Raw genomic sequence first — 14,491 nt, 5'->3', positions numbered from 1 at the left:
AGAAATGATTTGAGAACCCTTCCTCTATGCGTTATCCTTAAAGAGTCCGGGAAAATACATATGAAGGCGGTGCCGCGGGATGTCCACGAAATGGATGCGCTTCATGCTGTGCCTTCTCTTGCTGGCCGCGGCAAGCGGTTGTGGCTTGGGATCAGGGAATGGCGGCAGCAGTAACGGGGGACAGGGATTAACCTTTTCGGTCAAGGTAGGTGACAGCGAAATGGCCGGGAGCTCGGCCAGATTGCTTAACGAAGCTTACGTGCCCGGAAATTCAATGATAGAGCTGTTCAAGAAGAGCGGCGTTGTTACATTTTCAGCAGATGGAGCTAATATTCTTGAGGTGAATAAGGTCTCCCTGGGTCCGGATATGAGCTGGGAGGTTCAGGTGAACGGCAAGAAGGTTCAAGAGCTGAATACGACCCTGGAGCCGGGTTCGGCCATTACAATGACAGCAGGTCCTGCCGGAACCGGAAAGATGTTTCAGCCTGTTATCATCACTGTGAACGGGGGGAGCGAGCAGCCGGAGCTGACACATTCGCATGTGCTTTCTTTTATGCAGGATATGTCGGTCAAGGGACTGCTCAAGAACAGCGGTATGGTCCGGCTTGCCGAGGATAACCGGACGGTGCTCACCGTGATGGAATATACCCCGCTTAGCAGCGAGGAATGGAGACTGAAAGTCAACGATAAAGGTCTGCTCGGTAATGGAGTGGACATGAAGCTCAGTCCGCAGGACAAGCTGGAGATCTCTCTGGTACTGAAATAAGTGAATGAATGGATATCTGTGCGAAACTGCACGGGTATCCATTTTTTTTGAATAATATATCTCTGTGCTTCACGCCATAAGTTGTCCTATGTAAGAACGGGAGAAGTCATCTCCACTTGTGTGAAAAAATTCACATAAGGTGTGACTGTGGTCACACTTGCCAGGGAATTGGGGACAGTATAATTTCTCTATCAGGTAAAGTTATTGAAGAAATCAGAGTTTCTGAAGGAGGGTCTACCAGTGGCAGCGGAAAGAGAAAAGTTAGTGCTGATTGGGAATGGCATGGCGGGAGTAGGCACTATTGAGCAGATTCTGAAGCTGGGCGGCGCTTATGATATTACTGTCTTCGGCAGTGAGCCGCATCCCAACTATAACCGGATTATGTTGTCCTATGTACTTGAAGGCAGCAAAACGATTGAAGACATCATTCTCAATGATCTCGGGTGGTATGAGGATAATCATATTACACTGCATACCGGTACGACGGTTACCAGGATCGATGAACAGAACAAACTAATATTGACCGATAACGGACTGGCGGTTCCTTACGATAAAGCAATTATTGCCACAGGCTCAAATTCTTTCATTCTACCCGTACCCGGCAGCACCAAGGATGGGGTAGTCGGCTTCCGCGATATCGCGGACTGTGATGCGATGCTGGCAGCAGCGAAGCAGTACCGCACGGCGGCTGTAATCGGCGGAGGATTGCTAGGTCTTGAAGCTGCGAAGGGCCTGGTCAATCTGGGCATGGATGTTACCGTTGTGCATCTGCTGGAGGATCTGATGGAGCGTCAGCTGGACCGTACCGCTTCTTCCATGCTACAGGCAGAGCTTACGCGTCAAGGTGTGAAATTCGCCATGGGCAAGCAGACGGTCGAACTGACCGGCGAAGAACGGGTGACCGGTCTGCGCTTCAGTGACGGCAGTGAACTGCCCGCAGAGTTTGTAGTGATGGCTGTTGGAATCAAGCCGAATGTCCAGCTTGCGAAAGACAGCGGAATCACCGTTAACCGCGGGATTGTAGTTGACGATTATATGCAGACTTCTATGGCTGATGTGTATTCTGTCGGCGAATGTACAGAGCACCGGGGAACCTGCTACGGACTCGTCGCACCGTTATTCGAGCAGGGCATGGTTCTCGCCAAGCATCTGTCAGGTAGTCAGACTCCAGGCTATGAAGGTTCAGTTGTAGCAACCAAGCTCAAAATTTCCGGGGTAGATGTATTCTCGGCTGGTGAATTCACCGAAACGCCGGAGCATACTGTCATTTCTGCCAAGGATGAATGGAAGCGAACCTACAAGAAGATTTTGCTTAAGGATAATGTGATTGTCGGTGCCGTTCTATTCGGTGATGTAACGGAATCTGCCAACCTGCAGAAGCTTGTGAAAAACAGCACAGAGATGACCAATGAAATCTATGATGAGGTTATGGGCACAAGCTGCTGCGGCGGAGGCGGAGCCAAGAAAGGCATGTCTGTTGAAGCGATGGCCGACGAAGAAATCGTCTGCGGCTGTAACGGCGTAACCAAAAAAGCGATTGTGGATGCTGTTACGGAGAACGGCTTCACTACGGTGGATGAGATCAAAGCCTGTACGGGTGCAACCCGCTCCTGCGGCGGCTGTAAGCCGGTGGTGGAGCAGATTCTGCAATTCGTTCTCGGAGACAGCTTCCAGCAGAGCGCCAAGCAGGGAATCTGCAGCTGCACCCCGCTTAGCCGGGATGAGATCGTTGCCGAGATTACGGCGAAAGGCCTCCGGACCACCAAGGAAGTCATGCATGTCCTGGACTGGAAGCAGGCAGAAGGCTGTTCCAAATGCCGCCCTGCAGTGAACTATTATCTGGGCATGATCTACCCGGACACTCATGAGGATGAGAAGGAATCCCGGTTCGTCAATGAACGGATGAGCGCCAATATTCAGAAGGACGGAACGTATACAGTTATACCGCGGATGTATGGCGGGGTGACCACTCCTGAGGATTTGAAGCGGATTGCCGATGTGTCCCTGAAGTATGATGTGAAGGTTGTGAAGGTGACGGGCGGACAACGCCTGGACCTGATCGGTGTCAAAAAAGAAGATGTGCCTAAGGTGTGGGAGGAGCTGGATATGCCGTCCGGCTATGGTTATGCGAAGTCGCTGCGTACGGTAAAAACATGTGTGGGTTCGCAGTTCTGCCGCTTTGGCACACAGGATTCGATGGGCATGGGCGCTATGCTTGAGCGTAAATATGAGCGGCTGGATATGCCGGCCAAATTCAAGATGGCGGTTAACGGCTGTCCGCGTAACTGTGCAGAGTCCTGCACGAAGGATATCGGGATTGTCGGCAATGACGGCGGCTGGGAAGTATTCATCGGCGGCAATGGCGGGATTAAGCCACGGATCGCAGATGCCTTCTGCAAGGTGAAGACCGACGAGGAACTGGTTGAGGTCTGCTCCGCAGTCATCCAGTACTACCGTGAGACCGGCAACTACCTGGAGAGAACCTCCGAATGGGTTGAGCGTATGGGTCTTGAGCATATCCAGACAGTGGTTATGGGCAATGACGACAACCGTAAAGAGCTGGCGGCACGTATTGACTTTGCCCTGGCCCAGGTGAGAGATCCTTGGCGGAAAATGCTGGACGACAAAAACACCCGCACCGCGCTGTTTGAAGAGACACAGGTATAGTTCAAAGGGAGAGGGAGAGAGCATAATGGAACGGAGTAATCGGGAATATACGATAGGCAGAGTGGAAGATTTCATGCTGCAGATCGGCCGGGTAATTCATGCAGGAGACGTCGAATTAGCGATATTCCGCACATCGGACGGCGCAGTCTATGCGGTCCGCAACCACAGTCCCCACCCGAAGGGCGGCCCGCTCGCGGAAGGCATTGTATCAGGCTATTATTTATATGATCCGCTGCATGACTGGAAGATCGACCTTCGCACCGGAGAGGTTCAGGCACCGGACCGGGGGCAGGCAGAAGTCTATCCGGTTACAGTAGAGGGCGGAGTGGTTAAGGTCACTCTGCCTGCGGCAGTAACAAACCTAAATTAAAGGAAGAGCAGGTGCGGATATGTTTACGCAGAGCGTAGAGAATATCGTTGAGACAGCCGTAGGGAAGCGCGACAAAATGAATGAGAGTCTGCCCAAATATTTTTTGGCGGCCCTCCTGGCAGGAGCATATGTGGGTATTGGTATTATTCTGATCTTCTCCCTGGGGGCACCGCTGGCGGCGATCAAGTCACCGTTCCAGCCGCTGATTATGGGGGCATCCTTCGGGATTGCCTTGACCTTGGTTGTATTCGCAGGCTCAGAGCTGTTTACAGGTAATAATATGTTCTTCACAGTAAGCACGCTTGCCGGGAGAACAACAGTCTGGGATACGGTGAAGAACTGGGTCCTGGTCTTCCTCGGCAATGTGGCCGGTGCTGTGGTGCTGGCGCTGCTGATTCAGGGGTCGGGCCTCTTCAAGGCAGCCCCTGCCGAGCATCTGATCTTCGCAGCTGCCGCCAAAAAGATGAGCCTGCCGTTCTCAGAGCTATTCTTCCGCGGTATTCTCTGTAACTGGCTGGTCTGCCTGGCACTGTGGATGTCCTCCCGCGCCAAGAGTGAAGCAGCGAAGCTGGTCCTGATCTGGTGGTGTCTGTTCGCCTTCATCGCGAGCGGCTATGAACATAGTGTAGCGAACATGACGCTGCTCAGCGTAGCCGTGCTGCTCCCGAATCACCCGGAGACCGTCAGCATCGCCGGTTGGCTGCATAATATGATTCCTGTCACGCTCGGCAATATCATCGGCGGCGGTGTATTCGTCGGCATGGCTTACTGGCTGATCTCGCCTGTGCGAACTCCGCGTAAACTATCTGCTCCTCCTCAGACTAAGAAAGCAAGCTAACTTCCATATAAAGCCCTGCAGCTGCTACATGGCTGCGGGGCTTTTTTGTCGCTCTATCCCTGCTATAATAGGAATAATTCTTACCAGGAGGTTATTTTCATATGAATATATTGATTCTTGGTGCCACCGGCCGGGTGGGGAGCCACATTGTTACCTATGCTCTTCAGGATGGACATCACGTGACAGTGTTGGTCCGTAAGCCGGAGAAGGTTCAGCCGATCCATGCCAACCTGACGATCATCGAAGGTAATGTTCTTAATCAAGAAGATGTTGCCCGGGCAGTGCAGGGAAATGATGTAGTTATTAGTGCATTGAACACTGATGGGACAACCACGCTTACAGACAGTACGCCTTTTATCATTGAAGCCATGTATCAGGAAGGGATAGAGCGCATTATTACCGTAGGAACTGCGGGTATTCTCCAAAGTGAGCTTTCACCTGAACTCCTGCGTTACCAATCCAGCGAATCTAAACGCAGGTCCACCCGTGCCGCAGAAGAACATGAGCAAGCCTATCGCTTGCTGGAGCGGTCGAACCTTAAATGGACCATTGTGTGCCCAACCGCTCTGCAGAACGGCGAACGCTTGGGAACCTATCGTGTGAGACAAGACATTCTGCCCCAAGGCGGTACTGAAATATCTGTAGCAGATACAGCGGAATTCACTTATAGTCAAATTGATGCTAGCGATTTCATAAGAGCCCGTGTGGGTATAGCTTACTGATAAGGGGAAGTGAGCAGAAAAAAAGACGCCGGTCAGGGCGTCATGACCACTCTATTAAATTTTTTGGGTCAGATATGTTTCAATGAGGTGAATAGAGGGTATTATTGATAGGAAATTAAATTCGGCAAATTTCATTGGGACATAATTCGCAGTGGCAGATTTCCTGAAGCATCGCCAGATCCTTGATGACAATCATGCCATTCTCATACTCCACTGCATCTTTTTTGCGCAGATCACTTAGCATGCGGTTAACGCTCTCACGGGTAGCGCCGATCATGTTGGACAGATCTGTATGCGTGATTTTTTTGTTGATCAGAATGCTGTCGCCAGTCTTCTCACCATAGGTATTGCCAAGACGGATTAGTGTGGAGCAGAGTGCGCCCGGTTTGCCGTACATCATCAGATCGCGGAATTTCGTCTGGGTGAGACGGTGATGAATGCCCATCCATTTCATGAAGTCGATGGCGAAGTCACAGTGCTGGCAGATCAGAATCTCCAGATCCTTCTGCTCGATCACACCTACTTCACTCTCTTCAATGACTTCGGCTGTGAAGCTGTGCTTCGTGCTGAAGAACGGATCAGCCTGACCTACCATGTCGCCGGACTGATACATATACAGAATCAGTTCCTTGCCTTCGTCTGTAGATTTGGTTAATTTCACACGTCCACGCTTGATATAAAACAGTTTATCCGAGAAATCGCCTTCCCAGAACAGGTGTGATCCTTCAGGGACTACACGTTCCTTCATGGTGACCAACAGGCGGTTAAAATTCTGCTCGGAGAAACAGTTTGTATTGCCGCGGGCTTCGATAACATTATAATGTTCCTTTATCATAATCGACATCCCCTTTATTCCCTCAGTTTTTCAGTAAATTTTAAATTAATTATACCTTGAAATTCCTCTTTATGGGTAAGTATTTTCGTATAAAAGTGTCGAATTTTTAACATTGTGATAAATTTCACTTCAATTGTGTGAGCAAGGTTATGTTTTTGGGCGCATGATAGGCTTTTTTAAAATATAAAAACTTATATGTTTCACACGATATTATATCAGTTGCCACCTGTTCTGGATAGATGCAGAGGGGGAGCGGCTTTTTTGCGTTTGTCGTCCGCATTCCATATGATCCGTACAAATGCACATAACTCGCTTACAGGCGGACCTTGGTCACGGGCGGGCTTAGCGATACTCTGGAACTAAAGTGTCCGTTGTTTCCGCTGTGAGCGGAGGAGCGGAACAAGCCTCACTTAGCGAAGGAGAGTTTCAATTATGGCAAAAGTAGCAGATCCCTATCTGAAGGTCGATCCCTGGGCAATTATTGAGGAAGGCTTTGATCCGGAACGCAACCGGACTTCGGAATCGATTTTTTCACTGGGCAATGAGTATATGGGGGTACGGGGGTATGCGGACGAGGGCTACAGCGGTGATTCCTTGCCGGGCAGCTATTTCAACGGGCTGAATGAGCAGATGGAGGTTGGCAATCATTATAAAGGCATTATCCGGTCGCTGCGCTACATGGTCAATGCCGTGGACTGGCTGCATACCCGGATCTCGGTGGACGGTGAAACCCTGGATCTGGCGCACTCCCGCATAGAGGCTTATACGCGCAGACTGGATTTCCAGGCGGGAACCTATACACGGGAGTTCATCTGGCTGCTCTCGGACGGGAAAAAGCTGAAGCTCTGCTTCACACGCCTGGTCAGCATGACTCTGTCCCATCTGGGACTGCAGCAGATTAGCTTCACCGCGCTTAATTTCACGGGGAAAGTGGATATTTGTACTGGCCTTGACTTCGGCATGACTCATGAGGAACACGGCCAGAGTATGTGGAAAGAGCAGCAGCGCGGCGGGGAAGGAGCAATAACTGCCATTATGGCCCGTACGCTGACAACCGGAAATCAGCTGTTCTCGGGCTTTGTCCTGAAGTCTTCGCAGTCGCTGCATACGGAGCTTGTGGAAGATGACCGATATATCGGGCGGCAATTCCCGCTTATGCTGGTTGAAGGGGAGCCTGCTTCCTTCACGAAGCTTGTGGTCAATGTGACAGGCACGGATGCTGCCCCAGCTACAGACCGTCTCTGGACAAAAGGCATGGAGCTTGCAGCAGCGGCGGACCGGCTGGTGGAGGAAGAGGTGGTTGCTGACCAGGCCTCCTATTGGAGCAGCATCTGGGCAACCAGCGATATCCGGATTGAGGGCGACCCGGAGAATCAGCAGGGCATCCGTTTTTGTATTTTTCAGCTGTACCAGACGTATCACGGGGACCATCCCGGGTACAATATCGGTGCCAAAGGGTTAACCGGCGAAGCTTACCGGGGGCTGGCCTTCTGGGATACCGAGTCCTACTGTCTGCCGTTCTATCTGTTCAATAACCCGAAGGCGGCCCGCAGTCTGCTGGAATTCCGCTACAAGACGCTGCCTCAGGCGCTCCAGCGCGGGAAGGATGTAGATTGCGCTGGCGCATTCTATCCGATTGCCACGATTGACGGGACAGAGAGCTGTGACCTGTGGCAGCATTCCAATCTGCAGCTTCATGTCGGGACGGCGGTCGCCTACGGCATCTGGCATTATGTGAAGAACACCGGCGACCTGGAATTCCTCTACAGCAAAGGCGCCGAGATGCTGATTCAGATCAGCCGTTTCTACGCAGCCCGCGGCCAGTGGGGTCAACGCACCGGGGAATACGGATATTTCGGCGTAATGGGGCCGGATGAATTCCAGCTTATGGTTAACAATAACTGCTACATCAATCTGATGGCCCAGAAGTTATTCGAATATACGCTCGAAACAGTAGCCCTCATGAAGGCGGAGGCGCTTGAAGCATATACGGCGGTTATAGCGGTTACTGCGCTCCGCGAGGAGGAATTGGCCGACTGGGACCACAAGCGTGCCCATATGAAAATCCCGTTCGATCCCGGCAGCGGCATCTACGAGGAGCATGACGGATTTTTTGATATGCCGCATATCGACATTCATTCGATTCCGGTTACGGAATTCCCGCTGTACTCGAATTGGTCGTATGACCGCCTGTACCGTTACGATATGATCAAGCAGCCGGATGTGCTGATGTTCCTGTTCCTCTACAACGGGCAGTTCTCCCGCGAGACCAAGCTGGCTAATTATGATTATTATGAACCGAGATGTATTCATGAGTCCTCGCTCTCGCCATCCATTCACTCGATTCTGGCCAGTGAGCTGGGCAAATCGGAGGAAGCGTACCGGTTCTTCGAGTTCGCCACGCGCCTGGATCTGGACAACTATAACCGCAATACCCGGGAAGGGCTGCACACCACATCGATCGCCGCAGCGTGGATGAACATCGTCTACGGCTTCGGCGGAATGCGCTCGGATGGAGATTGTCTGTCCTTCCGGCCGGTGCTGCCGCAGCGGTGGACCGCTTACAGCTTCCAGGTGATGTGCAGGGGCGTACTGCTGGGCATTACGGTAAATGCAGAGTCGGTTTCCTTCAGAGCAGTCAATGGCGGAAGCACAGAGGTGCTGATCTATGATCAGCGGGTGACCGTAGATGAAGCAGGAATCGAGCTTCCTCTCGCTGAAGGGATGGCTGTGTAATGGACTGGACGGTAAGTGAGCGCAGCTTCGGACCCGGGCGGATTACGGCGAACGGCAACAAATTTATGACCGGCAATGGCTATATGGGCTTCCGGGGAGTCCTTGAGGAGTTCGGGAAGGAGCAGCTTGCGGCGGTTACATTGGCCGGAGTATATGACCGGGCGGGCGACAAATGGCGCGAGCCGGTGAACGCCCCGAATGGACTGTATACGGTAGTCACCTGTGACGGCATACAGCTAAGCGTATTGGAAACAGAACCGATGGAGCATACACAGAGCCTGAACCTACGCACAGCAGTCCACTCGAGGGAGACGGTGTTCACTATCCGCAGCGGCGGGAAGCTGACCCTGACCGCAGAGCGTTTCGTTAGTATGGATCAGCTCCACCTGCTGGCAGCGAAATGGACTCTTCACTGCAACGCCGATTGCCGGATAGAGATTACTACAGGAATCGATGGCACGGTGTGGGATATTAACGGTCCACATCTGCTCGAGCAGCAGAGCAGCTCTGCCGGCGGGGTGCTGCTGTCAACAGCAGTTACCGGGGAGCTGGGGCAGCAGGTGGCGGTGGCGGAGCTTATAACGTTCGGTACGGCTGAACAGGCGAAGCGGGTTGACGGTGTTATCGGGCTGGATGGAGGAACCGCACTGCGCCATATTTTTATAGAAGCTAAGGCAGGTGAGACTTATACATGGTGCAAATATGCAGCCGTGTTCACCGGTCTGGATGGCGAAGGCGATCCTGCAGAAGATGGACCTGATGAGCGGGCGGTGCAGACCGTCCAGACCGCCGCTGAGACAGGGTATGCCGGACTGCTGGAGGCTCACAGCCGGAAGTGGGCGCAGCGATGGTCACGCAGTGATTGTGTCATTGAAGGCGATGAGGAGGCGCAGTTCGCGCTGCGGTACAGTATGTATCAGCTGCTGATCATTGCACCGACGAAGTCGGAGAAGGTCTCGATTCCGGCGCGCGGCTTGTCCGGGCAGGTCTATAAGGGCGCGGTATTCTGGGATACAGAAATGTTCATGCTGCCCTTTTTCCTGCACAGCGACCCGGGCACCGCCCGTAACCTGATGATGTACCGCATCCACACGCTGGACGGTGCGCGGCGGAAGGCGGCGGAGTATGGATATTTGGGGGCTTTTTATGCTTGGGAGAGTCAGGATACAGGGGATGATGCCTGTACCCTGTTCAATGTGAACGATGTATTTACCGGGCGACCCATGCGGACCTATTTCCGCGATAAGCAGATTCATATCAGTGCAGATGTCGTGCACGGCCTCTGGCAATACGTGACCTTCACAGGAGATGACAGCATCCTGGCGGACGGCGGGGCGGAGGTCATCTGGGAATGTGCGCGTTTCTTCTATTCCTATGCTTATTATAATCCCGTGAAGCAGCGGTATGAGCTGCTGGATGTTACCGGCCCGGATGAATATCACGAGCGCGTGAATAATAACGCATTTACGAGCGCTATGGTTCAGGAGACACTGAAGATTGCCTTGCAGACAGCAGAAAGATTGCAGGACAAATATCCGGCCGTGTATAACGGTCTTGCTGAATCTTACGCAGACGGGCCGTTCCTGGATGAATTCAGAGCCATGCTGGCACAGCTCTATGTTCCGCAGCCGGACCCGGATACGCTGGTGATTGAACAATTCGACCGTTATCTGCAACTGGAGGATGTGTCTCTGGCTGAGCTGAGGGCACGGGTCATTCACCCGAATGAGTACTGGGGCGGAGGCAATGGGCTGGCTGCTACCACAAGAATCCTGAAGCAGGCCGATGTGGTGCTGATGTTGCACCTGTTCCGGGACAGATACAGCAGGAAAGTGAAGCAGGCGAACTGGGAATTCTATGAGCCGCGAACCGAGCATGGCTCCAGCCTCAGCGCGTGTATCTACGCATTGGCTGCTGCGGATATCGGCTTGCCGGACTGGGGATATCCTTATTTCATGCGCACGGCCACCGTAGATCTTACCGGGGAGTCGAAGCAGTATGTCGGCGATCTCTATATTGGAGGGACGCATCCGGCGGCGAATGGAGGCGCATGGATGGCTGTGGTTCTTGGCTTCGCGGGTGTGCGCTTTGATGGACAGACCGTCACCCTTAAGCCGTCTCTGCCGGAGACCTGGGAGTCTGTAGAGCTGCCGGTTGTGCTGCGCGGCGGCAGCTTCCGGCTGCGGATCGGCCGCGAAGAGATCACGGTTACGGCCGCGCCCGGCAACCGCGAAGCGGTAAGCTTCGCCGGATTCGGCGGTGAGTCTGTGCCGTGCCCGCCCGGTGCAATCCTGAAGTTAGCGTCTGAGTCCAATCAGAGAGGATTATGACATAATGCTGGAGCATATGAAGGGTGCTATCTTCGATCTGGATGGCGTGATTGTAGACACGGCTAAATATCACTATCTGGCCTGGCGTTCGCTCGCCGGGGAGCTGGGCTTCCCGTTCACCGAAGAGGACAATGAGCGGCTGAAGGGCGTCAGCCGGATGCGGTCGCTGGATATTCTGCTTCAGATCGGCGGTCTGAGCTTCGGCGAAGCAGAGAAGCTGGCGATGGCGGAGAAGAAGAACCGCCTCTATGTAGAATATATCTCAGGCCTGGATGAATCAGAGCTGCTGCCCGGTGTCAGAGCCTATCTAAGTGCGCTCAGAGCACGCGGCGTGGGTATTGCCCTTGGCTCTGCAAGTAAGAATGCGGAATTCATACTGGATAAGCTGAATATCGCGGGGCTGTTCGATACGGTGGTAGACGGCAATAAGGTCTCGCGGGCGAAGCCGGACCCTGAGGTGTTCCTGACCGCCTGCCGGGAGCTGGGGCTGCAGGCGCAGGACTGCGTGGTGTTCGAGGATGCCGAGGCCGGAGTAGCCGCCGGCAAGGCTGCCGGCATGTACGTGGTCGGGATCGGACGGCCGGAGCTGCTGAAGGCGGCGGACCTTGTCGTATCCGGATTGCATGAACTGTAAGAGCTTGATAGAATGGCGCTAGAGGGTTCAGCTGTTGGCCTCTATAATCTATTCTATTATAGAAGGAAAGCTTGAGGGATGATGATGGAAACGTTGTTGCTATGGCCTGAAGGTGCGCCTGGAGCACTGGGAGCTAGTGAAGAGGATCAGCCTGCGATTACACCTTATTTAGTTGAAGGCAAGGGGAATGCCGCTGTTCTGGTCTGTCCGGGAGGCGGGTATGCGATGCGTGCCGACCATGAAGGCGGTCCGGTTGCGGAGTGGCTGAATACACTCGGAATTTCAGCATTCGTGCTGCGTTACCGTGTTGCGCCTTACCAATACCCAAGTGCGCTGCTGGATGCGCAGCGGGCGCTGCGTACGATCCGCTTCCGCGCGGACGAATTCGGCATTGACCCAGACCGTCTCGGTATTCTGGGCTTCTCGGCGGGCGGACATCTCGCTTCTACCGCCGGGGTATCTTATGATCTGGGCAATCCTGATCACCCGGAGCCATTGGAGCGGCTGTCCAGCCGTCCTGACCGCCTCATTCTATGCTACCCGGTTATCTCGATGACCGAAGGGGTCACACATCAGGGCTCGAAGGAGAATCTGCTGGGAGCCGTTCCCGATGCAGAGCTGTCGCTTAAGCTCAGCAGCGAGTTCCAGGTGACCCCGGACACGCCGCCAACGTTCCTCTGGCATACCTCTGATGATGATTATGTCCCGGTGGAGAACAGCCTGCTGTTCGCCGCAGGTCTTAGCCGTCATAAGGTTCCGTTCGATCTGCATATCTATGCGCACGGTGTACACGGTCTGGGCTTAGCCCCTGAAGAGCCGCACACCAAGACATGGACGGATGCCTGTGCCTCCTGGCTGCAATTGAACGGGTATACCAGAGCGTGAACTTTTGCTTCAATGTCCGTGTCCAAGGATAGGGTGATACGAGAGACTCAGGAAAGGCAGGTACATATTATGGAGCTTAGATTTCTACAAGTGAATACAGCGGAAGAAACTGCTGAGGTTGCCCGATTGGCAGCAGAAATATGGCACGAACATTATGGCTCCATTATTACCATCGCGCAGATTGATTACATGATTGAAAAGTTCCAATCGGTTCCCGCGATAACGGATCAGATCCATCATCAGGGCTACGAATATTACTTGATCCATAATGGCGAAGGCTCCACAGCCGGATATATGTCAGCCAGAGAAGAGGAAGGGAAGCTCTTTTTGAGCAAGCTTTATATCAGCAAGGAGTACAGGGGGCGCAGCTATGCCAGCCAAGCATTGATCTTTCTGGAGAAGCTGTGTCAAGATCGTAACCTGACTCACATATGGCTGACAGTCAATCGTGATAATGAATCAAGTATTGCGGTCTATACAAGAAAGGGCTTTCGGACCCTTAGGGAACAAGTGGCAGATATCGGGAACGGATTCGTCATGGATGATTACATTATGGAAAAAGAAATCCCGGTCCCCTGAGAGAGGAACAGCTTATTCATGAACAAGGATTCATCCTATAACCAATCGGTGACTTATTGGAAACAATACCAAAGATTTTTCCCTGAAGAAATGCAGGTCCATGCAGGATATCTGCCGACAGAGGAATGGATGATCTGGAATAATGCCCATATTCATCTAGACCGTATGCCAGCTCCTGACGCACCTTTAAAAATCATTTTCATTCATGGAGCTGGCGGCAATGGCAGGTTGCTCGCGCCTTATGCGCGCATGCTGCAAACCTATGGTTATGAAGTCGTCTCTCCGGATCTGCCTCCCTATGGTCTAAGCTATACCGATTCAGGGGAATCATTGGATTATCAACTCTGGATTGACATCCTGAATGAACTGATCGAACAGGAGCTGAAACGGGACGGCAAGCCTGTTATTCTGCTGGGCTCCAGTATTGGCGGTATGTTGGCTTATCACACCGCAGTACAAAGTAAGCAGGTCAAAGGGTTGATTGCAACGACATTTGTGGATACGAGTGAGGTGAAGGTTCGTGATCAGCTAGCTCCTAACAAACTCATTAGCCGGTTAGGCGGATGGTGTATGAATCAATTCCCTGCACTAACAGATACCCTGCAGATCTCTGTGAATAAAGTATCCCGGATGAAATGGATCACGAACAACGCTGAACTGACCAGACTCATTATGAATGATCCTCATGCGGCAGGAACAAAAATCCCTTTACGCTTATTAAGAACCTTTCTAAATATGAAACCGGTCCTGAAACCTCAGCAGTTTGACCTTTGTCCGGTATTACTCGTTCATCCTCAATTAGATCCTATGACGCCTTACCGTTTCAGCAGACCATTTTATGACCATCTTAAAGGCAGGAAAGAATCTGTGATTCTAGAGGGTGCAGGTCATTTTCCGATTGAACAACCGGGGCTGGAGCAGATGATTGCTGCTGTGCTTGCTTTTTTGAGAACAGTAAAGGAAGAATTACAGCTAGCATAAGCCGTCCGGCTCAATGTGCTCAGGATGAAACACTATAAAACCAGTCCAACACGGGGTGTTCGTGTGTGGGCTGGTTTTCACTTGGCTGAAAAACTCCATACAAATAGACATAAACAACTTTGAAATAAACCTGTGTAAGCGCTTGTAG

The 14,491-nt window shown here is 52.5% G+C and carries 12 protein-coding genes; 11 read left to right on the top strand and 1 reads right to left on the bottom strand.

What is annotated here, in order from left to right:
- The first annotated feature begins 79 nt into the window (after positions 1-79).
- The 5 genes from MKX51_RS20340 to MKX51_RS20320 all read left to right on the top strand — a co-directional run bounded on the left by MKX51_RS20340 (position 80) and on the right by MKX51_RS20320 (position 5,363).
- The gene (locus tag MKX51_RS20340; RefSeq protein ID WP_340939428.1) at positions 80-766 is read left to right on the top strand and encodes a hypothetical protein; all 687 of its coding nucleotides are present in this window, start codon (positions 80-82) and stop codon (positions 764-766) included.
- Between the two features lie 240 nt (positions 767-1,006).
- Positions 1,007-3,433 carry a nitrite reductase large subunit NirB gene (gene nirB / locus MKX51_RS20335; RefSeq protein WP_340993608.1) on the top strand — a complete coding sequence of 809 codons (2,427 nt, stop codon included), beginning with the start codon at positions 1,007-1,009 and terminating at the stop codon, positions 3,431-3,433.
- A 25-nt stretch (positions 3,434-3,458) separates the two neighbouring features.
- The gene (gene nirD / locus MKX51_RS20330) at positions 3,459-3,803 is read left to right on the top strand and encodes a nitrite reductase small subunit NirD (protein ID WP_340939430.1); all 345 of its coding nucleotides are present in this window, start codon (positions 3,459-3,461) and stop codon (positions 3,801-3,803) included.
- Positions 3,804-3,822: 19 nt separating this feature from the next.
- Positions 3,823-4,641, top strand: coding sequence for a formate/nitrite transporter family protein (locus tag MKX51_RS20325; RefSeq protein WP_340939431.1), 819 nt, complete (start codon positions 3,823-3,825; stop codon positions 4,639-4,641).
- A 101-nt stretch (positions 4,642-4,742) separates the two neighbouring features.
- On the top strand, positions 4,743-5,363 hold the full coding sequence (locus tag MKX51_RS20320) for an NAD(P)-dependent oxidoreductase (protein ID WP_340993607.1): 621 nt from the start codon (positions 4,743-4,745) through the stop codon (positions 5,361-5,363).
- Between the two features lie 115 nt (positions 5,364-5,478).
- Here the strand turns inward: MKX51_RS20320 and MKX51_RS20315 are convergent, their stop codons facing one another.
- On the bottom strand, positions 5,479-6,198 hold the full coding sequence (locus MKX51_RS20315) for a Crp/Fnr family transcriptional regulator (protein ID WP_445322021.1): 720 nt from the start codon (positions 6,196-6,198) through the stop codon (positions 5,479-5,481).
- 432 nt (positions 6,199-6,630) lie between these two features.
- On the opposite strand from MKX51_RS20315, the gene MKX51_RS20310 reads away from it, so the two are divergent.
- From MKX51_RS20310 to MKX51_RS20285, 6 genes are all read left to right on the top strand, one after another.
- Positions 6,631-8,934: a glycoside hydrolase family 65 protein gene (locus MKX51_RS20310; protein WP_340993606.1), complete on the top strand. Its 2,304-nt coding sequence runs from the start codon at positions 6,631-6,633 to the stop codon at positions 8,932-8,934.
- Entirely contained in the window at positions 8,934-11,264 is a 2,331-nt protein-coding gene (locus tag MKX51_RS20305; protein WP_340993605.1) for a glycosyl hydrolase family 65 protein, read from the top strand. The genes MKX51_RS20310 and MKX51_RS20305 overlap by 1 nt, the downstream gene beginning before the upstream one ends.
- A 4-nt stretch (positions 11,265-11,268) precedes the next feature.
- Complete coding sequence (gene pgmB / locus MKX51_RS20300) at positions 11,269-11,898, top strand: beta-phosphoglucomutase (RefSeq protein ID WP_340993604.1); 630 nt, start codon at positions 11,269-11,271, stop codon at positions 11,896-11,898.
- Positions 11,899-11,982: 84 nt separating this feature from the next.
- Positions 11,983-12,783: an alpha/beta hydrolase gene (locus MKX51_RS20295; protein WP_340995657.1), complete on the top strand. Its 801-nt coding sequence runs from the start codon at positions 11,983-11,985 to the stop codon at positions 12,781-12,783.
- 69 nt (positions 12,784-12,852) lie between these two features.
- Complete coding sequence (locus MKX51_RS20290; protein WP_340993603.1) at positions 12,853-13,362, top strand: GNAT family N-acetyltransferase; 510 nt, start codon at positions 12,853-12,855, stop codon at positions 13,360-13,362.
- Positions 13,363-13,380: 18 nt separating this feature from the next.
- Positions 13,381-14,343: an alpha/beta hydrolase gene (locus MKX51_RS20285; protein ID WP_340993602.1), complete on the top strand. Its 963-nt coding sequence runs from the start codon at positions 13,381-13,383 to the stop codon at positions 14,341-14,343.
- The last annotated feature ends 148 nt before the right edge of the window (positions 14,344-14,491 follow it).

The organism is Paenibacillus sp. FSL M7-0420, assembly GCF_038002345.1.
GTDB lineage: Bacteria > Bacillota > Bacilli > Paenibacillales > Paenibacillaceae > Paenibacillus_AQ.
Note: the sequence above shows the minus strand (reverse complement) of the source record. Positions and strands in the feature narration are given on the sequence as shown.

What these genes read in the sequence shown, in the direction of transcription:
- MKX51_RS20315 (WP_445322021.1), bottom strand. Translation starts at nt 6,198, where the DNA reads ATGATAAAGGAACATTATAATGTTATCGAAGCCCGCGGCAATACAAAC.
- MKX51_RS20325 (WP_340939431.1), top strand. Translation starts at nt 3,823, where the DNA reads ATGTTTACGCAGAGCGTAGAGAATATCGTTGAGACAGCCGTAGGGAAG.
- pgmB (WP_340993604.1), top strand. Translation starts at nt 11,269, where the DNA reads ATGCTGGAGCATATGAAGGGTGCTATCTTCGATCTGGATGGCGTGATT.
- MKX51_RS20295 (WP_340995657.1), top strand. Translation starts at nt 11,983, where the DNA reads ATGGAAACGTTGTTGCTATGGCCTGAAGGTGCGCCTGGAGCACTGGGA.
- MKX51_RS20290 (WP_340993603.1), top strand. Translation starts at nt 12,853, where the DNA reads ATGGAGCTTAGATTTCTACAAGTGAATACAGCGGAAGAAACTGCTGAG.
- MKX51_RS20305 (WP_340993605.1), top strand. Translation starts at nt 8,934, where the DNA reads ATGGACTGGACGGTAAGTGAGCGCAGCTTCGGACCCGGGCGGATTACG.
- nirD (WP_340939430.1), top strand. Translation starts at nt 3,459, where the DNA reads ATGGAACGGAGTAATCGGGAATATACGATAGGCAGAGTGGAAGATTTC.
- MKX51_RS20340 (WP_340939428.1), top strand. Translation starts at nt 80, where the DNA reads ATGTCCACGAAATGGATGCGCTTCATGCTGTGCCTTCTCTTGCTGGCC.
- MKX51_RS20285 (WP_340993602.1), top strand. Translation starts at nt 13,381, where the DNA reads ATGAACAAGGATTCATCCTATAACCAATCGGTGACTTATTGGAAACAA.
- MKX51_RS20310 (WP_340993606.1), top strand. Translation starts at nt 6,631, where the DNA reads ATGGCAAAAGTAGCAGATCCCTATCTGAAGGTCGATCCCTGGGCAATT.
- MKX51_RS20320 (WP_340993607.1), top strand. Translation starts at nt 4,743, where the DNA reads ATGAATATATTGATTCTTGGTGCCACCGGCCGGGTGGGGAGCCACATT.